Annotated in this window: 21 protein-coding genes; 11 read left to right on the top strand and 10 right to left on the bottom strand. The window is 70.3% G+C overall.

Features of this window, described 5'->3' with window-relative positions; translation table 11 throughout:
- Window positions 1-3: 3 nt before the first annotated feature.
- The 3 genes from EP26_RS05725 to EP26_RS05735 all read right to left on the bottom strand — a co-directional run bounded on the left by EP26_RS05725 (window position 4) and on the right by EP26_RS05735 (window position 2,308).
- A complete protein-coding gene (locus tag EP26_RS05725; RefSeq protein ID WP_043336766.1) occupies window positions 4-1,284 on the bottom strand; it encodes a TRAP transporter large permease in 1,281 nt (426 codons plus the stop codon).
- Window positions 1,284-1,874 carry a TRAP transporter small permease gene (locus tag EP26_RS05730; RefSeq protein ID WP_157033417.1) on the bottom strand — a complete coding sequence of 197 codons (591 nt, stop codon included), beginning with the start codon at window positions 1,872-1,874 and terminating at the stop codon, window positions 1,284-1,286. Before EP26_RS05730 ends, EP26_RS05725 begins: the two co-directional genes overlap by 1 nt.
- Window positions 1,875-1,948: 74 nt before the next feature.
- Entirely contained in the window at window positions 1,949-2,308 is a 360-nt protein-coding gene (locus EP26_RS05735; protein ID WP_043336767.1) for a response regulator, read from the bottom strand.
- A 148-nt stretch (window positions 2,309-2,456) separates the two neighbouring features.
- On the opposite strand from EP26_RS05735, the gene EP26_RS05740 reads away from it, so the two are divergent.
- Together EP26_RS05740 and EP26_RS05745 are read left to right on the top strand one after the other, a co-directional pair.
- Window positions 2,457-4,112 (top strand): DUF6311 domain-containing protein, encoded by a 1,656-nt coding sequence (locus EP26_RS05740; RefSeq protein ID WP_052388844.1) that lies wholly within the window; start codon window positions 2,457-2,459, stop codon window positions 4,110-4,112.
- Between the two features lie 18 nt (window positions 4,113-4,130).
- A complete protein-coding gene (locus tag EP26_RS05745) occupies window positions 4,131-4,889 on the top strand; it encodes an SDR family NAD(P)-dependent oxidoreductase (protein WP_043336769.1) in 759 nt (252 codons plus the stop codon).
- Window positions 4,890-4,892: 3 nt separating this feature from the next.
- On the opposite strand, the gene EP26_RS34650 is transcribed toward EP26_RS05745, so the two are convergent.
- A complete protein-coding gene (locus tag EP26_RS34650) occupies window positions 4,893-5,069 on the bottom strand; it encodes a hypothetical protein (RefSeq protein WP_157033418.1) in 177 nt (58 codons plus the stop codon).
- Window positions 5,070-5,292: 223 nt separating this feature from the next.
- Window positions 5,293-5,982, bottom strand: coding sequence for a DUF2459 domain-containing protein (locus EP26_RS05750; protein WP_052388845.1), 690 nt, complete (start codon window positions 5,980-5,982; stop codon window positions 5,293-5,295).
- Here EP26_RS05750 and EP26_RS05755 point away from each other — a divergent pair.
- Window positions 5,981-7,642 (top strand): PAS domain-containing protein, encoded by a 1,662-nt coding sequence (locus tag EP26_RS05755; protein WP_052388846.1) that lies wholly within the window; start codon window positions 5,981-5,983, stop codon window positions 7,640-7,642. The genes EP26_RS05750 and EP26_RS05755 overlap by 2 nt on opposite strands.
- Window positions 7,643-7,651: 9 nt before the next feature.
- Here EP26_RS05755 and EP26_RS05760 read toward each other — a convergent pair whose 3' ends face one another.
- The 3 genes from EP26_RS05760 to EP26_RS05770 form a co-directional block, all read right to left on the bottom strand.
- Complete coding sequence (locus tag EP26_RS05760) at window positions 7,652-8,956, bottom strand: PQQ-dependent sugar dehydrogenase (RefSeq protein WP_043336771.1); 1,305 nt, start codon at window positions 8,954-8,956, stop codon at window positions 7,652-7,654.
- A gap of 125 nt (window positions 8,957-9,081) precedes the next feature.
- Entirely contained in the window at window positions 9,082-9,762 is a 681-nt protein-coding gene (locus EP26_RS05765; protein ID WP_043336772.1) for a glutathione S-transferase family protein, read from the bottom strand.
- A 69-nt stretch (window positions 9,763-9,831) separates the two neighbouring features.
- On the bottom strand, window positions 9,832-10,143 hold the full coding sequence (locus tag EP26_RS05770; protein ID WP_043336775.1) for an HU family DNA-binding protein: 312 nt from the start codon (window positions 10,141-10,143) through the stop codon (window positions 9,832-9,834).
- Window positions 10,144-10,274: 131 nt separating this feature from the next.
- On the opposite strand from EP26_RS05770, the gene EP26_RS05775 reads away from it, so the two are divergent.
- From EP26_RS05775 to acs, 5 genes are all read left to right on the top strand, one after another.
- Window positions 10,275-10,871 (top strand): glutathione S-transferase family protein, encoded by a 597-nt coding sequence (locus tag EP26_RS05775; protein WP_043336954.1) that lies wholly within the window; start codon window positions 10,275-10,277, stop codon window positions 10,869-10,871.
- A gap of 126 nt (window positions 10,872-10,997) precedes the next feature.
- The gene (locus tag EP26_RS05780) at window positions 10,998-11,414 is read left to right on the top strand and encodes an EVE domain-containing protein (protein ID WP_043336778.1); all 417 of its coding nucleotides are present in this window, start codon (window positions 10,998-11,000) and stop codon (window positions 11,412-11,414) included.
- A gap of 4 nt (window positions 11,415-11,418) precedes the next feature.
- Window positions 11,419-11,907: a GFA family protein gene (locus EP26_RS05785; protein WP_043336781.1), complete on the top strand. Its 489-nt coding sequence runs from the start codon at window positions 11,419-11,421 to the stop codon at window positions 11,905-11,907.
- A complete protein-coding gene (locus EP26_RS05790; RefSeq protein ID WP_245624301.1) occupies window positions 11,904-12,257 on the top strand; it encodes a Rieske (2Fe-2S) protein in 354 nt (117 codons plus the stop codon). Before EP26_RS05785 ends, EP26_RS05790 begins: the two co-directional genes overlap by 4 nt.
- A gap of 215 nt (window positions 12,258-12,472) precedes the next feature.
- The gene (gene acs, locus EP26_RS05795; RefSeq protein ID WP_043336784.1) at window positions 12,473-14,407 is read left to right on the top strand and encodes an acetate--CoA ligase; all 1,935 of its coding nucleotides are present in this window, start codon (window positions 12,473-12,475) and stop codon (window positions 14,405-14,407) included.
- Between the two features lie 201 nt (window positions 14,408-14,608).
- Here acs and EP26_RS39010 read toward each other — a convergent pair whose 3' ends face one another.
- Window positions 14,609-14,734 (bottom strand): DUF1674 domain-containing protein, encoded by a 126-nt coding sequence (locus tag EP26_RS39010; RefSeq protein WP_456303867.1) that lies wholly within the window; start codon window positions 14,732-14,734, stop codon window positions 14,609-14,611.
- 239 nt (window positions 14,735-14,973) lie between these two features.
- On the opposite strand from EP26_RS39010, the gene htpX reads away from it, so the two are divergent.
- On the top strand, window positions 14,974-15,897 hold the full coding sequence (gene htpX / locus EP26_RS05805) for a zinc metalloprotease HtpX (protein ID WP_043336789.1): 924 nt from the start codon (window positions 14,974-14,976) through the stop codon (window positions 15,895-15,897).
- 43 nt (window positions 15,898-15,940) lie between these two features.
- Complete coding sequence (locus tag EP26_RS05810; RefSeq protein ID WP_043336792.1) at window positions 15,941-16,315, top strand: c-type cytochrome; 375 nt, start codon at window positions 15,941-15,943, stop codon at window positions 16,313-16,315.
- Between the two features lie 2 nt (window positions 16,316-16,317).
- On the opposite strand, the gene EP26_RS05815 is transcribed toward EP26_RS05810, so the two are convergent.
- Window positions 16,318-17,019 carry a dienelactone hydrolase family protein gene (locus EP26_RS05815; RefSeq protein ID WP_043336796.1) on the bottom strand — a complete coding sequence of 234 codons (702 nt, stop codon included), beginning with the start codon at window positions 17,017-17,019 and terminating at the stop codon, window positions 16,318-16,320.
- A 60-nt stretch (window positions 17,020-17,079) separates the two neighbouring features.
- Between EP26_RS05815 and EP26_RS31700 the strand changes: the two genes are divergently transcribed.
- Window positions 17,080-17,742, top strand: a complete 663-nt coding sequence (locus tag EP26_RS31700; RefSeq protein ID WP_052388847.1) for a DUF3047 domain-containing protein — start codon at window positions 17,080-17,082, stop codon at window positions 17,740-17,742.
- Window positions 17,743-17,783 lie beyond the last annotated feature (41 nt).

Genomic DNA, 17,783 nt, shown 5'->3' on the forward strand with positions numbered 1-17,783 from the left:
TCCTCATGGCATCAGGGCGCGCGGCAGCCAGAGCACCACGGCGGGGACATAGGTGCAGAGCATCAGCACGGCGACGAGCGGGATCAGCGGGATCCAGATCACCCGGGCGACGGCGCCGACCGGCCGGCGCGCGACGGTGCAGGCGACGAAGGTGCAGATGCCGTAAGGGGGCGCTACCAGCCCGATCGAGAGGTTGATCGACATCACCAGGCCGAAATGCAGCGGGTCGATGCCGAGCTTGATGGCGACCGGCATCAGCACCGGCATGAGGATGAGGAGGGCCGAGATCTCCTCGAAGCACATGCCGACGAAGAGCATCAGCATGTTGACCATCAGCAGGAACAGCACCTGGCTGCCGCCGACCGCGTCGAACCAGCCGGCGATCATGCCCGGCACGTCCTGGATGGCGACCAGCCAGGCGAAGATGGAGGAGGTGCCGACGATGATCATCACCGCCGCCGAGATGCCGACGGTGCGCAGCATGAGGTCGGGCAGGGCGGCGAGCTTCAGCTCCTTGTAGATCAGGAGGTCGATGGCGAGGCCGGCGGCGACGGCCAGCACGCCCGCCTCAGTCGGCGTGACGACGCCCCCGACGATGCCGCCGACGATGATGACGGGCAGCACCAGCGCCGGGATGGCGCGGACGAAGGCGTCGCGCAGGCGGGGGACGCTGAAGGGCTGCGTGTCGGTGTAACGCCCCGGGTCGCGGCTGGCGTAGAGCCAATGCGTCACCATCAGGCCGAGCGAGGCGATGAGGCCGGGGATGATGCCGCCGAGGAACATGGCGCCGACAGAGAGGTCGCAGACCATCGCCAGCACGACCATGATGATGGAGGGCGGGATGATCGGCCCGAGCGCGCCGGCCGCCGCGACCACCGCGACGGAGTAGTCGATGTCGTAGCCGCGGCGGCGCATCTCAGGGAGAAGGATCGAGGAGACGGCCGCCGTATCCGCGCTGCCACTCCCGGAAATGCCGGAGAGGAAGGTGGAGGTGACCGTCGCCACCATGAAGAGGCTGCCGCGCACCCAGCCGACCAGCGCGGCGGCGAGGCCGACGATCGCCTTCGCCAAGCCACCATGTTCCATGATGAGGCCGGAGAGGATGAAGAAGGGGATCGCCATCAGCGGGAAGCTGTCGAGCCCGTTGTAGAGGCGCTGGGCGACGACGACCATCGGCACGTCGGTGGCGACGACGAGGGTCAGCGCCGCGGCGACGCCGAGGACGAAGACCATCGGCGCGCCGGCGGCCAGCAGCAGGGCGAAGGAGCCGAAGGTGAGGCCCATCAGTCGACCCTCACGCCGCCGCCGGTGGTGACCTTCTCGAGACCGAGGATGGCGGCGCCGAAGGAGAGCCCCGCCTCGAGCGCGAAATAGGCGGCGCCGATGGGGATCATCGCATAGGGGATGTCCATCGGGACCTGCAGGCCGGGGCTGGTCTGCCAGGCGCCGACCTGCATCAGCAGCAGCCCGCCCTGGCCCACGACCCAGAGGAACCAGAGGCAGAGGCCCGCCACCGGCACCAGCAGCAAGCGGGCGGCGGGCACCGGCAGGCGCTCGATCACCAGCTCGATCGCAACATGCAGGCGCTGGCGCATGGCATAGCCGGCGCCGAGGAGCACCATCCAGATCTGGGCGAAGGTCGCCGCCTCGTCAGCGCCGGGGATGGAGTGGTTGAAGAGGTAGCGGCCGACCACCTGGGCGAAGACGATGAGCAGCATCGCCGCGAGCAGCAGGATCAGCGTGTAGTCGACCAAGCGCCGTAGCAGGGCGAGCGCGGCGCGGACGAGGCGCAACGGCGCGGGGGCCAGGATCGGGCGGTCGAGGGTAGCGCCGGTCATGCCGGAGAGGCTCGCCGCGCCGGGACGGCACAGCAAGGGGCTGTTGCACTGGAATTAAGCGCCGTCGGACGTGTTCAGCCTGCGATCTGCGCGGGTGAGATCGAAAGTGCCTATTCTTTCGCCGCCGCCTGGCGGATCGCGGCGGCCAGCGCCTCCGGTTGGAAGGGTTTCTCGAGAAAGATCTCCCGCCGTTGCAGCCGGTGCCGCATATCCTCCAATTGCGTGCCGCTGATCAGGATGACGCCGACCTCGGGGTGCTTGGCCCGCGCCACCTCCGCTAGGTCGAAGCCGCTCAGCCCGCCGCCAAGGCGGATATCCGTCACCAGCACATCCGGCACCTGGCCCGCCCCGAGCAGGATGAGCGCATCCTCGGCATTGGCGAGTCCCTGCACGTCGATGCCCTCATCGGCCAGACGGTCGGACAGCACCATGCGCAGCAGCGCGTCATCCTCGATCAGCAGAACCCGCATTGCCTCCGTCCTGTAATATCGAAGCCGCATGACAACGGCTGAAGGGCCGCCGGGATCAGCCGGATAGCAACGAACCGGTGCATTGCGGCGATACAGGTCATCCATGGCGCTGTGGCGGCGTTTCGTCCTGTCACGATAAGGAGGGTGGATGACGGCGGGGAAGGCTTGGCTCGGGGCGTCGCTGGCCGCTCTGGCGGGGGCGGCGGTGGTGCTGGCGGTTTTTGGCCTCGGCCCGATGGACCCGCGCAACCAGGGTTGGCTGCTGGCGGGGCCGCTGGGGCCCGACCCGGTGCAGCTCTGGCTGGGGTGGAGCTACTTCCGCAGCGGCCCCTGGCTGCTGCCGCCGGGTGCCAACCCCGATTACGGGATGGAGCTCGGCACGGCGATCTACTTCGCCGACGCCATTCCGCTGCTCGCCCTGGTGCTGAAAGCGCTGCGGGGGGTGGTGGAGGTGCCGCAATATGTCGGGCCCTGGCTGCTGGCCTGCGGGGTGCTGCAAGGGGTCCTCGGCTGGCGGCTGGTGGGGCTCGCCACGCGCGATCCGCTGGCGCGGGTCTGCGGGGCGGGGCTGCTGGCCTTGCAGCCGATGCTGGTCAACCGGATGGCCGGGCATACGCCACTTGCCGGGCAATGGGTGCTGCTGGCGGCGCTGCTGCTGGCGCTCGGACGGGGGCAGGGGAGCTGGCATGCCTTGCGCTGGGCGGCGCTGCTGGCGGTGACGGCGCTGATCCATTCCTATTTGCTCGCCATGGCGATGCCGCTCTGGGCGGCGGACTGGCTGCGCCGGGCCTGGTTGGAACGGGGCAGGGTCCTCATCGCCGAGGCGGTGGCGGTGCCGCTGGCCGTAGGGGGTGCGCTGTGGACGGGCGGCTTCTTCCTGCTGCGAGGCGGCTACGACAGCGGACCGGGGAGCGAGGCTGGGGGCTACGGAACCTGGAATTTCGACCTGCTGGCCTATGCCGATGGCGGCCTGTGGTCCGGCCTGTTGCCTGACCTGCCCGACCCCGGCCATTGGGAGGCCGGGAGCAGCTATCTCGGCCTCGGCGGGCTGCTGCTGCTGGCGGCGGGGTTGATCGCGCTTCTACGCCGGCCCGTGGGGCTGCCGCGCCGGCTCTGGCCGCTGGCCGCGGCGCTGCTGGCGCTGCTCGCCTTCGCCATCACCCCGCATGTGACCGTGGGAGGCAGGGGAGGGGTGCTCTTCGCCCTGCCGGACCGGGCGATGGCGATCGCCGGGATGCTGCGCAATGCGGAGCGGATGGTCTGGCCGCTTTCCTATGCGCTGATGCTCGGCGCCATCGCCCTGGTGGCGCGGACCTGGGGCGGACGGCGCGCGGGCTGGCTGCTGCTCGGGCTGCTGGCGTTGCAATGGGTCGATTTGCGGCCGGGGCTGGAGCGGCGGCATTCCTTCGTCGCCGGGGCGCCGGCGGGGGTGCCGCAACGGCTCTTCGACCCGTTCTGGGCGGAGGCTGCCGGGGCCTATGCGCGGGTGCGGGCGGTGCCGGCCTCGAACATGGGCGAAGGGTGGGAGTCCATCGCCCGCTTCGCGGCGCAGGCGGGGATGCCGACGGATTCCGTCTACATGGCGCGGGTCGATGCGGGGCGGGCGGCGGCGCTGCGGGCCAAGGTGGCGGAGATCCTCCGCTCTGGCGCCTATGAGCCGGGGACGCTCTACATCCTGCGCGATGCGGAGAGCCTGGCGCTCGCCGAGGCCTCGCACGACCCGGCGCGGGATGCGATCCTCACCGCGGATGGCTACCGGGTGCTGGCGCCCGGCTGGCGGGCGAGGCCGCTCGCGCGCCGCTGATCTGCGGGGAGAAAAGCGATGGATGTGAAGGGGATTGCGGCAGTCGTCACCGGCGGCGGCTCCGGCCTCGGCGCGGCGACGGCCGAGGCGCTGGCGGCGGCCGGCGCCCGCGTCGTGGTGATGGACCTGAAGCGCGAGGCGGCGGAAGCCGTCGCCGACCGCATCGGCGGGGTAGCCGCGGCCGGCGACGTGGCCGACGAGGCGGCCGTCGAGGCGGCGGTGGAGGCGGCGGCGGGGCTCGGCCCGCTGCGCCTTGCCGTCAGCTGCGCCGGCATCGCCCCGGCGGCGCGCGTCGCTGGGCGGCAGGGGCCGCACCCGCTCGGCCTGTTCGAGCAGGTCGTAAGGGTGAACCTCACCGGCACCTTCAACCTGCTGCGCCTGGCCTCGGCGCGGATGGCCGCGCTCGAGCCGCTGGCGACCGGGGAGCGGGGACTCATCGTCAACACCGCCTCGATCGCCGCCTATGAGGGGCAGATCGGCCAGTGCGCCTATGCGGCGAGCAAGGCGGGCGTCGTCGGCCTCACCTTGCCGGCGGCGCGGGAGCTGGCGCGGTTCGGCATTCGGGTGATGACCATCGCGCCGGGGCTGATCGAGACGCCGATGCTGGCGGGCATGCCGGCGGAGGCGCGGGAGGCGCTGGGGCGGCTGCCGCTCTTCCCGAACCGGCTGGGCCAGCCGGCGGAGGTGGCGGCGCTGGTTCTCGCCATCGCCGCCAACCCGTTGCTGAACGGCGAGACGATCCGGCTGGACGGGGCGCTGCGGCTGACGCCCTCCTAGCCGTCAGGCCCTGGCGCTGTAGGCCGGGGCGGGCAAGTGCTGGATCGGCGGCAAGGCCGAGCCCGGCCGGCGCCAGGCCGGCGCCTCGGCATTGTCGCGCCATTGCGGGGTGCCGAAGCTGTTCTCGGCGCAGCCCGGCAAGGCGGCTACCAGTAGAAAAGCCAGGACCCAATAGCGCATGGCAGCATTCCTGTCAGAGCATTGGTCGTACCCTGACATACCAGATGGCCGGCTGTCGCGGCCGATTCGGCGCACGATGTTTTTTCCTTTGCGTAACGCACGGGATGCGGAACTAATTCCGGGGTGCTGCGTAGGGACGCCGCTTCATGGCCGAAGGAGGACCCGATGCGCCAAACCGTCCTGTTGATCCTAGCTGCCGTCAGCCTTTCCGGCTGCCTCAGCTTCAGCAGCAGCAACCCGAGCCCGCCGCCGGCCGGCACGGTGGTCGTCCCGGCCCGCTGAGGGTCTGGGCCGCCTGGCGGGCCCAGGCCATGGCTTGTTCGGCGAAGAGCACGCCCGTCGCATCGACGGGCAGGCCTGCCGCGGCCAGGGCCTGGGCCGTCCAGGTATTGCAGGTGTAGCCGGCCGAGTAGATGATCGAGGAAGCCTGGAAGACGCTGCCGGGATAGGGGCCGTTCGCCAGGGCCTCCCACCGGCCGTTGGGCAGCCGCCAATGCGGATCGAGGCTGCCCGCCAGGAATTCTTGCAGCCGGTTCATTTGTCCCGCGGTGAGGGGAAGACGGACGACATGCTCGGGCCCGAAGGCCGTCTCCGGCGGGGCGGACAAAGCGGTCAGCAGGATGGCCCCCGGCCCTGGCAGCAGGGCCCGCAGCAGCGCGAGCGGCGAGCGGTCACGGTCGAGCAGCCAGCTTCGGTCGCCGAAGCCGAGGACCATGGTCTGCATTCCTGGAAAGCCCGCAGCGAGCCCGGCCAGCCAGGGATGCAGCGGCGCCGCGTGAATCGGCAGGGCGATATCCGTATGCCAGCCGCGGTCGATGACGGTGACCTCGCCGATGCGCGGCGCGGGGTCGGGTGGCGGCAGCGCGGAGCACCCGGCCAGCGCCAGGCCCAGCAGCAGGCTTCGCCGGCCCATGCACCCTGACGGCGCCCAGCCCGAGCGCAGGACGAGGTGGCTGCCCGACTTCGCCTGGTGCCTGCCGTTGCTGCTCGCCATCATCCTGTCCGTCGTGGCGACCATGCCTTACTGGTCGGCCGATGACGCATCCCGCGGCGTCGGCTGGTACTGTGCGGCCATGGTGCTGGCAAGCCTTGGCCTGGTCGGCCTGTCGGCGATGCTGGCGCGGCGGATGAAGCAGCTCGGCGCGCAGCTGGCGGCCGGCTCGGCGGCGCTGGCGGCGAGCGAGGCGCAGCTGCGCCGGGCGCAGCGCATCGGCCGGGTCGGCGGGTTCGAGATCGACCTGCGCTCCGGCGTCAATCTTCGCTCCGGCGAGTACATGTCCGTCCAGGGCATGCCCGGTGAGGCGCGGATCGAGCGGCATGCCGACTGGGTGGCGCGGCTGCATCCGGAGGACCGGGAGCGGGCGGAGCGGAATTTCCTCGACGCCGTGTCCGATGGCAGCGGCATCACCGAATACGCGCAGGAATATCGCATCCACGCGCCGGACGGCGAGGTGCGGTGGATCGCCGCCCGCGCCGAGATCGAGCGCGACGCCGAGGGCCGCGCGCTGCGCATGATCGGCGCGCATGTCGACGTCACCGCGCTGAAGCTGGCCGAGGCGGCGGGCCGGGCGAGCGAGGAGCGGCTGCGCCTGGCGCAGGAGGCGGCAGGCCTCGGCAGCTGGGAGCGGGACATGGTGACGGGCGAGGCCGTCTGGTCCGCGGAGCAGTACCGGCTGACCGGCTTCGACCCCGCCGCAGGCCCGCCGAGCCGCGAGGTTTTCGAAGCGCGCATCCTGCCCGAGGACCGGCTGCACGCCATGGCCCCGGCCAGCGACGAAGATGGCGGCTTCCGCCGGCAATTCCGCATCCGCCATGCCGGAGATGGCGGCATCCGCAGCATCCTCGCCCTTGGCCGGGTGTTGCGCGATGCGGCGGGGCGGCCGGTGCGGATGATCGGCGTCAACCTCGACATCACCGACCGGGTGCGCGCCGAAGAACGACAGGCGCTGCTGACGCGGGAGCTGGACCACCGGGCGAAGAACGCCCTGGCCGTGGTGCAGGCCGCGCTGCGGCTGACCTCGCGCGACGACCCGGAGGCCTTCGCCCGCGCCGTGGAAGGGCGCGTCGCCGCGCTGACGCGGGCGCATACGCTGCTGGCCGAGGCGGGCTGGACGGGCGCCGACCTGCGCGTGCTGCTGCAGGGCGAGCTGGAGCCCTTCCTCGCCGGGCCGGAGCAGATGCGGCTGGAAGGGCCGGCGGTGACGCTGGCCGCGGTGGCAGCGCAGCCCATCGCCATGGCGGTGCATGAGCTGGCCACGAATGCGATGAAATACGGCGCACTCTCCACCGCCGCCGGCCGGGTGCGGCTATGCTGGGCGGAGCAGAACGGGCAGCTGGCGATCGACTGGACGGAGGAGGGTGGTCCAGCCCTGGCCGGCGAGCCGGCTCGGCGTGGCTTCGGCACGCGGGTGATCGAGGCGACGCTCGCCGGGCAACTCGGCGGCACGGTGGCGCGGGACTGGGCGGCAAGCGGGCTGCGCTGCCGCATCCGCCTGCCGGCCGCACGGGTCATCGCCCGGTCGCGCCCGGTGGAGGCGCCGCCGGAGCTAACCTTCGAGGGGTTGCGGGGGTAGCCGGCCGGACTACCGGGCGGCGCTCACCCGCCAGACCCGGTTGCCAACGTCGTCTGCCACCAGCAGTCCGCCGCCCTGATCGATGGTCACGCCGACCGGGCGGCCGAGCGCATGGCCATCGGCATCGAGGAAGCCGGTCAGCACATCGACCGGCGGACCGCTCGGCTTGCCATCGGCGAAGGGGACGAAGATCACCTTGTAGCCGCTCGGCGGCCGGCGGTTCCATGACCCGTGCTGGCCGATGAAGGCGCCGTCCTTGAAGGGTGCGGGCAGGCGGCTGCCCTCGGCAAAGGCAAGGCCGAGCGAGGCGGTGTGCGGGCCGAGCGCGTAATCCGGCGGGATGGCGCGGGCGACGAGGTCCGGCCGCTGTGGCTGGACGCGTTCATCCACATGCTGGCCATAGTAGCTGTAGGGCCAGCCGTAGAAGCCGCCTTCCTGCACCGAGGTCATGTAGTCCGGCACCAGGTCGCTGCCGATCTCGTCGCGCTCGTTGACCGCGGTCCAGAGCCGGTGCGTCCGCGGCTCCCAGGCCATGCCGACCGGGTTGCGCAGGCCGGAGGCGAAGACGCGGCGCTCGCCGGTGCGGATGTCGATCTCGAGGATGGCGGCGCGGTCCGTCTCTGCCTCCATGCCACGCTCGGCGACATTGCTGTTGGAGCCGATGCTGGCGTAAAGCTTCGTGCCATCGGCGCTGGCGACGATGTTCTTCGTCCAATGATGGTTGATTGGCCCGCCGGGAAGCGGGGCGAGCACTTCGCCCGGCGTGGCGATGCGCGTCTCGCCGGTGCGGTAGGGGAAGCGGACCACCGCATCGGCATTGGCGACGAAGAGGCTGTCGCCCACCAGCGCCATGCCGAAGGGCGAGTTCAGACCTTCAAGGAAGACCGAGCGCGTCTCGGCCACGCCGTCGCCATCGGCGTCGCGCAGCAGGGTGATGCGGTTGGCGCTCGGCACCCCGGCGCCGGCGCGCTTCATCACCAAGCCCATGACCCAGCCGCGGATGCCGCGGTTATCGTCCGGCTTCGGTGGGGCATTGGTCTCCGCCACCAGCACGTCGCCATTCGGCAGGATGTAGAGCCAGCGCGGATGGTCGAGCCCGGCGGCGAAGGCCTGGACGCGCAGGCCCTCGGCCGGGGCCGGGGCGGCGCCCTCCGGCCAGCCGCGGGCGGGGGCGATGTTGACCGTCGGGATCCAGCTCGAGCGCGGCGGCGGCAATTGCGGGTTGGGGCCGGTGCCGGCGCCGACCGGCAGGCTGGCCTGCTCGCCGCAGCCGGTGAGGACGAGGACGAGCAAGGCGAGGAAGGATGCGCGCATGGACGGCCGAACGTCGCCCTCGCCGCCGGGGTTCCCGCTGCGCCGGCATGACACGATGGCCGGCGACGATGCAGCGGACGCGCCCGATGGCGGCGCCGACAACATCGCCGCCGTGGCGGGTGGACTCAGGCGGTCTTCTGCGCGAGATGCGGGAACATCGCCAGCCGTGCCGCCTCGTCCATCTCCGCCTTGAAGGCGTGCCGGTCCTTCAGCGCCAGGGCGCGGGCGGCGGCGGGGCGAGCGTTGATGTCATCGAGGTGGCGCTTGACATTCGGCAGGGTGGCGAAGGCCTCTTCGCCGAGGACGAAGGGCACCAGGCGCGACCAGCCCCAGACGGCCATGTCGACGATGCCGTAGTCGTCGCCGAGCATGAAGCGGCGGTCGGCGAGGCGGGCGTCGAGGATGCCCCAATGGCGCCTGGCCTCGAAGACGTAGCGGCTGACCGCATAGTCCTTCGGCTCCGGTGCGAAGCGGGTGAAGTGGACGGCCTGGCCGGAATAGGGGCCGATGCCGGTGGCGACGAACATCAGCCAGGAGAGCATCGGGCCGCGCTCGCCGGCGGGCGGCAGGAACTGTCCGGTCTTCTCGGCGAGGTAGAGCAGGATGGCGTTGCTGTCGAACACCACCGTGCCCCTGTCCTCGATGGCGGGGACCTTGGCATTCGGGTTGATCTTGAGGAATTCGGGGCTGTGCTGCTCGCCCTTGCGGGTGTCGACGGGCACCGGCTCGTAGGGGAGGTCCATCTCCTCGAGGCAGAGGGCGACCTTGGTCGGGTTCGGGGCGAGGTTGTAGTGGAAGCGGATCACGGCCTTATCCTCCCTGTGGCAGCGGGAGGATAAGGCGCGTCCCCTTGCGCGGAGGCAAGGGGCGTGACCTCAGGCCTTGGCGGCCTTGCGCTTCGCCTTCTTCATGCCGGCGAGCGCGGCGTCCTTCAGCGAGGGGCTGGCCTTGAAGCGGACGGTCGCGCCCGCCTTCACCGCTACCTTCTCGCCGGTGCGAGGGTTGAGCGCGGTGCGCTTCGCCGTCTCGCGTACGATAAAGGCGCCGAAATCGGGGATGGTGAACCGGCCGGTCTCGACGATCTCCCCCTTGATGGCGGCGATGATGTCGCTCGCCAGGGCGTTGGCCGCGATGGTCGGCATCTCGGTCGACTTGACGATGACGTCGGTCAGGAACTTCTTCGACACGCACTGCACTCCTTTCGATTCGCCGGGGAATAGCGCGATCCGCGCGATTTGTCAGTCATAACCTTGCGCCACGGGCGCTTGCGGCAAAGCCCGGGCTCTGGAAGATTTCGCCCTGTATGGAGGGAATCGCCATGAAGCTCGCCTACTCGCCCGCCAGCCCCTATGTCCGCAAGGTCGTGGCCTGCGCCATCGCCCGAGGGCTGGACAGCAGCATCGAGCGCTGGAAGGTCCCGACCACGGACCCGGCCTTGCTGCCGGTGAACCCGCTCTCCAAGGTGCCGTCCTTCCTGACCGATGACGGGATGGCGCTCTACGACAGCCCGGTCATCTGCGAATACCTCGACAGCATCGGCGATGCGCCAAAGCTCTTCCCCGCCCCCGGCCCGGCGCGCTGGACGGCGCTGCGGCAGCAGGCGCTTGGCGACGGCATCATGGATGCGAGCCAGCCGCGCCGGCGCGAGGTGGCCCTGCCGCAGGACCAGGGCCGGCAGGAGTACATCGCGTTGCAACAGGGCAAGGTCGCCCGCGCCCTCGACGTACTGGAGGCGGAGGCGGAGTCGCTCGGCCAGCTCACGACGATCGGCGAGATCACCATCGGCTGCGCGCTCGGCTATCTTGACTTCCGCTTCCCGCACGAGCCCTGGCGTCCGGGCCACCCGAAGCTGGAGGCCTGGTATGCCAAGGTCGTGGCGCTGCCGCCGCTGGCGCAGACCATGCCGGTTGGCTGATTACTTCGCACGACGCCGCGAAGCAGTGTCGTGGGGGCTCCGGGTTATCGCCAACGACCAGGGCCCCGCACTGGCTTCCGCGGCGAGGCCGCGGAAGGGCCTACGTCCGAAAGGTGTCTCCATTCCATGGCCCATTGGCTGGTGAAGAGCGAGCCGGATGCCTTCTCCTGGGACCAGCAGGTGGCGAATGGCGTGGAGCCCTGGACCGGCGTGCGCAATGCGCTCGCGGCCAACAACCTCCGCGCCATGCGGCTCGGCGACCGGGCCTTCTTCTACCACTCCAATATGGGGAAGGAGATCGTCGGCATCGTCGAAGTGGTCAGGGAGGCTTATCCCGATCCCACCGATGAGACGGGCCGGTGGGTCTGTGTCGACATGAAGGCGCTGCGGCCGGTGCCGCACCCGGTGACGCTCGCCGCCATCAAGGGCACGTCGGAGCTGGCCGATCTTGCCCTGGTCCGGCAGTCGCGCCTTTCCGTGATGCCGGTCTCCGACCCGCATTGGGCCATCCTGTGTCGCATGGGTGGCGTGGAAAAGGGGTGAGGGGATGCGGCTCGAAGGGTCCTGCCAGTGCGGCGCGGTGCGGTTCCAGCTGGAGAGCCCGCACCCTTACCCTTACCAGCGCTGCTACTGCTCGATCTGCCGCAAGACTCAGGGCGGGGGCGGTTATGCCATCAACCTGGGCGGCGACAATGCCTCGCTACGGGTCCAGGGGAAGCAGCACATCACCGTCTACCATGCCCGGCTGAAGGACCCCGAGGATGCCCGCGCGCATCGCAGCCCGGCCGAGCGGCATTTCTGCGGGGTTTGTGGCAGCTCGCTCTGGCTCTATGACGCGCGCTGGCCGGAGCTGATCCATCCCTTCGCCTCGGCCATCGACACGCCGCTGCCCGAGCCGCCGGAGAGCACGCATATCATGCTAGAGTTCAAGGCCACCTGGGTGGCAGTGGAGGCGGGCCCGAAGGACCGCCGGCATGAGCGCTACCCGGAGGAGAGCATCGCCGACTGGCATGAGCGGCTGGGCCTCGCCCGGTGATCGGTACCGATGAGCGGGTGCTGTGCCCGGCTGATGAGATCGAGGAGGGGGCCGCGCGCGGCTTTCCCGCACCGGCCGGCCGCTTCACCGGCCTCTTCGCCGTCCGCAAGGGCGGCGAGATCCGGGTCTATGTGAACTCCTGCCCGCATATCGGCCTGCCGCTGGAGCCGCTGCCGAACCGCTTCCTCGACACCCGCAAGACCTACATCGTCTGCGCTGCGCATGGTGCCCGCTTCCGTATCGAGGACGGGGTCTGCATCAGTGGCCCCTGCATCGGCCAGACGCTGGAGATGGTGCCCTGCCGGGTGGAAGAGGGGATACTGGTGGTGCCGGCGGATGCCGGCGCCTGAGCGGAAGCTGCAGCGTTCGGACAAAACCCACTTCGCCCCGTCCGCGCCGATGCCCCATGTCGCAACATGCCGCACCAGGCGCAGGCCGGCCGATGATGCCTGAACGTATTGGCAACGAAACGCCCGCGTCAAGGCGCCGCTTGCCCGATTGACGGGGCTCAAGGCGGCATGGCCAAACTGCCCATATAAGGACCCGCCTGAGGGGAGACACCAGAATGTCCGACGACCAGTTGATCGCGGTGAAGCCGGCGGTCGCCGCCTCCGCCCATGTGACCGGCGAGCAGCTTACCGCCATGACGGAGGCGGCCGCAGCCGATCCGGGTGGCTTCTGGGCCAAGGAGGCGGGGCGCATCGCCTGGATCAAGCCGCCGACCCGCATCAAGAACACCAGCTTCAGTGGCGATGTCTCGATCCGCTGGTTCGAGGACGGGGTCCTGAATGCCTCCGTCTCCTGCCTCGACCGGCATCTGGCGAGCCGCGGCGACCAAGTGGCGATCATCTGGGAGGGCGACGACCCGAACAGCGACGCCAAGGTCACCTATAAGGAACTACATGCGAAGGTCTGCCGCCTCGGCAATGCGCTGCGCGAGCTGGGCGTGAAGAAGGGCGACCGGGTCTGCATCTACCTGCCGATGATCGTCGAGGCGGCGGTGGCGATGCTGGCCTGCGCGCGGGTCGGTGCCATCCATTCCATCGTCTTCGGCGGCTTCTCGCCAGACAGCCTGGCGTCGCGCATCCAGGACAGCGAGTGCACGGTGCTCATCACCGCGGATGAGGGGCGGCGCGGCGGGCGCACGGTGGCGCTGAAGACCAATGCGGATGAGGCGCTGAAGACCTGCCCGAGCATCCGGTCGGTGGTCGTCGTCAGGAACACCGGCGCCGCGGTGCCGATGCAGGAGGGGCGTGACCACGCCTACGAGGAGATCACCGCGAAGCAGCCGGCCGAATGCCCGCCGGAGCCGATGGAGGCGGAGGACCCGCTCTTCATCCTGTATACCAGCGGCAGCACCGGCAAGCCGAAGGGCGTGCTGCACACGACGGGCGGCTACCTCGTCTGGGCCAGCTACACGCATGAGTTGGTCTTCGACTACAAGCCGGGCGAGATCTACTGGTGCACGGCCGATGTCGGCTGGGTGACGGGGCACACCTATATCGTCTACGGCCCGCTGGCGAATGGCGCGACGACGCTGATGTTCGAGGGCGTTCCAAACTACCCATCCGTGTCCCGCTTCTGGGAGGTGGTGGACAAGCATCAGGTCAACATCTTCTACACGGCGCCGACCGCCATCCGCGCGCTCATGCGCGACGGCGAGGGGCCGGTGAAGAAGACCTCGCGGCAATCGCTCCGCATCCTGGGTTCCGTGGGCGAGCCGATCAACCCGGAGGCCTGGCTCTGGTACTACCGGGTGGTGGGGGATGAGCGCTGCCCGGTGGTCGATACCTGGTGGCAGACGGAGACGGGCGGCATCCTCATCTCGCCGCTTCCCGGTGCGGTGGCGCAGAAGCCGGGCTCCGCGACGCTGCCGCTGCCGGGCGTGCAGCCGGCGCTGGTGGATGGCGAGGGCAAGCTGCTGGAGGGGGCGACGGAGGGCAACCTCGTCATCCTCGACAGCTGGCCGGGGCAGGCGCGCACGGTCTATGGCGACCATGAGCGTTTCATCCAGACCTATTTCTCCACCTTCCCCGGCATGTACTTCACCGGCGACGGCGCAAGGCGGGATGCGGACGGCTATTGGTGGATTACCGGGCGGGTGGATGACGTCATCAACGTCTCCGGCCATCGCATGGGCACGGCCGAGATCGAGAGTGCGCTGGTCGCCCATCCGAAGGTCGCCGAGGCCGCCGTCGTCGGCATGCCGCACGACCTGAAGGGCCAGGGCATCTACTGCTACGTGACACTGAAGACGGGCGAGGAGCCCTCCGAGGCGCTGCGGAAGGAGCTGGTGGCCTGGGTACGGAAGGAGATCGGGCCGATCGCCTCGCCGGATGCCATCCAATGGGCGCCGGGGCTGCCGAAGACGCGCTCGGGCAAGATCATGCGGCGCATCCTCCGCAAGATCGCGGCGAACGAGACCGAGGCGCTTGGCGACACCTCCACGCTCGCCGATCCGGGGGTGGTGCAGGAGCTGGTGGCGAACCGCGTCGGCTAGGGACTGGAACAACGGGTGAATCGTGAGGCCAGAGCGCGAAAATTAGATGCCCTAGAATCAGGGCCCTGGCCCGAGTCGTGCGAACGAATCGCTGACGGGCGACTCGGGCTGGCCGGAAAGCCTTTCGCCACAAAGGCTTGTGGGTGATCCGCAGCGCTACCCACAAGCCTGTTCCCGCTCCGGTCAGGGACCGAATCGGGATCAGAAGTCGCTGACGCGGCCCTTCCGCTCCCAGTCGCCGTAGCGGGTGGGCTCGGGGCCGGAGGGGCCGCCGACCTCCTTCATCCGCAGCGGCTGCTCGGGCGGCGGGTCACCGGCGGGCGGCATGGTCGGATCGCCGGGGATGGGCATGTCGGGGCCGGTCGGGTCGGTCACCGGCGGGGGCGGGATCTCGGGGCCGGGCGGCGGCGTCGGGATCGGCGGCACCGGGGAGGGCGGGTCGCTCGGGGGCAGCGGCGTCGGGTCGGACATCGGCATCTCCTTCTTGTCGCGTGACAGGGTCCAGCCTCATCTGGTGTCCTGCCTTGCGCATGCCAACGCGCAACGGAGAGGAGGGACAGCATCTGATGGGCGGATATCTGCGCACCGCGATCCTGCTGGCGGGGCTGACGGCGCTGTTCCTCGGCATCGGCTACATGCTCGGTGGGCGGCAGGGCATGGTCATCGCCTTCCTCGTCGCCTGCGCCACCAATCTCTGGTCCTGGTGGAACAGCGACCGCGTGGTCCTCTCGATGCACAATGCGGAGCCCATCGCGCCGGAGAGCGCGCCGCGGCTCTACCGGATGGTGGAGGGGCTGGCGCAGCGGGCGGGGTTGCCGATGCCAGCGCTTTACGTCATCCACGAAGACCAGCCGAACGCCTTCGCTACCGGCCGCAACCCGGAGAATGCCGCGGTCGCGGTGAATACCGGCTTGCTCAACCTGATGTCGGAGCAGGAGGTGGCGGGCGTCGTCGCGCATGAGCTGGCGCATATCAGGCACCGCGACACGCTGCTGATGACGCTGACGGCGACGCTGGCCGGCGCCATCGGCATGCTGGCGCAGTTTGGCTTCCTCTTCGGCGGGCGGTCGGAGGACGGGCGGCGCAACCCCTTCGGCCCGATCGGCGCGCTGCTGCTGGTGATCGTCGGGCCGATCGCCGCCATGCTGGTGCAGATGGCGATCAGCCGCAGCCGGGAATACGAGGCCGACCGGCTCGGCGCCGAGATCTGCGGTGACCCGCGCTGGCTGGCGAGCGGGCTGCAGAAGCTCGAGCACTACAAGCAGGGGCTGGTGAACCACACCGCGGAGGCGCATCCGGCCAGCGCGCATATGTTCATCGTCAACCCGCTCTCGGGGCTGCGGATGGACAGCCTCTTCACCACCCATCCGCCGACGGAAGAGCGCATCCGCCGGCTGCTGGCGATGGCGCCTCCCGCGCCCACCTGGCGGCAGCCGGCCCCGGCCGCGAGCCCCTGGGGCAGCGCGGCCCGCCGCAACCCATGGAGCTGAGTCGCGCTTGGGCCCCGACCATCTTGACCGAGAGGAGCGCCTGATGATTCGTCCTGCCCTGCTCGCCGCGCTGCTGCTCGCCCCCGCCCTGCCCGCCGCGGCGCAGGATGCGGCGGCGGGGCAGCGCGTGTTCAACCAGTGCCGCGCCTGCCACACCATAGAGCAGGGCGGCCGCAATGGCGTCGGGCCGAACCTGCATGGCGTGGTCGGGCGGAAGGCCGGCAGCATCGAGGGCTTCCGCTACTCGGCCAGCATGCGGGAGAAGGCAGGGGGTGGCCTCACCTGGGACGAGGACACGCTCCGCGCCTATTTCGCCAACCCGAAGGCGGTGGTCCCGGCCGGGTCGATGTCCTATCCGGGACTGCGCAACGAGCAGCAGCTCAACGACCTGATCGCCTATCTGAAGGCGAACGGCTGAGGTCAGCCGATCGTCTTGGCCAGCAACTCCGCGCTGCGGCCATTGGCGATGGTGGCCGCCCGCGCGTCCCAGGAATGGCCGCCCATGCGGGCGAAGGCATGGTCGACGCCCGGATAGACATGCACCGCGACCTGGCTGTGGCCCGAGAGCCCGGCCAGGATCTTCGCCTGCGCTTCGGGCGGGACGAACTTGTCCTTCTCCGCGATGTGCAGGATCAGCGGCGACTTGATTCCGTCCGCCTCGCCGAGCAGCCCTTCGAGGCCGACACCGTAGTAGCTGATATTGGCGTCCGCATCGGAGCGCGCCGCCATCATGTAGGCTAGCCGGCCACCGAGGCAGAAGCCCATGGTGGCGACCTTGCCGTTGCTGCCGGGCAGGGTGCGGGCATGGGCGACGGTGGCCTTCAGGTCCTCCACCGCCTTGTCCTGGTCCATGCCGTTCATCAGGGCGAATGCGCGGTCCCACTGGGCCTGGCCGGCATCCGGGTCGAGCGAGACGCCCGGCTCCTGGCGCCAGAACAGGTCGGGGCTGATGGCGATGAAGCCCATCTCGGCGACCCAGTCGGAAAGCTGCCGCATGGCGTCGTTCACGCCGAAGATCTCCTGGATCATCACCACGGCGCCGGCCGGGGTGGCCTTCGGCATTGCCAGGTAAGCGCCGAAGCGTCCGCTGCCATCGGCTGCGGCGATTTCGATCTCGGGCATGGCCTGCTCCTTGTCTCAAACGGTTCCGGCGGCATCTAAGCCCAGATGCGCAGGCTTGCCATGCCCCTGGCGATGACATTGGTGGCGGGGGCCGGGCCGGCCACGCCGCCCACTGCCCTGGAAACCGCCGGCTGGCGCCATGCCGAATGGCATGGCGTGGCCCCGGCGCGCTTCCGCCCGCTGCCCGGAGGCGGTGTGGCGGTGGAGGGGAGGGGCGAGGGCAGCTTCGTCTGGCGCCGCGTGCAGGGCGGGGCGGAATGCCTCTCCTGGCGCTGGCGTGTCGATGCCGGGCCGCCGCCGACCGACCTCACCCGCGCCAGCGGCGACGACCGGGCTCTTGCCGTCGCCGTCGGATTCGCCGGCTGGCCGACACGCGTCACCTTCTGGCAGCGCAGTCAGCATGCCTTCGCCCAGGCGGCGGCGGGCAGCCATCCGTTGCCGCGCAGCGTGCTGCTCTATGTCTGGGGCGGGACGGGGCGGGAGCCGGCCGCCTTCCCCAGCCCACATATGGCAGGGCTCGGCATGGTGCGGGTGCTCCGCCCGGCTGCGACCCCGCCGGGCCGCTGGTTCGAGGAACGGGTGGACCTGGCGGCCGATTGGCGCGCCGCCTTCGGTGGCGAGCCGCCGCCCCTGCAGGAGATCGTGATCGGCACGGATGCGGACGACACCGGCAGCCGGGTCGAGGCGCAGGCAGAGGAGATACGCTTCCGCCCCTGCCGATGAGGCAGCGAAACACCGCGCCATGCGTTGCCCCGCCCGAGGAG

Source organism: Belnapia moabensis DSM 16746 (genome assembly GCF_000745835.1).
Taxonomy (GTDB): domain Bacteria; phylum Pseudomonadota; class Alphaproteobacteria; order Acetobacterales; family Acetobacteraceae; genus Belnapia; species Belnapia moabensis.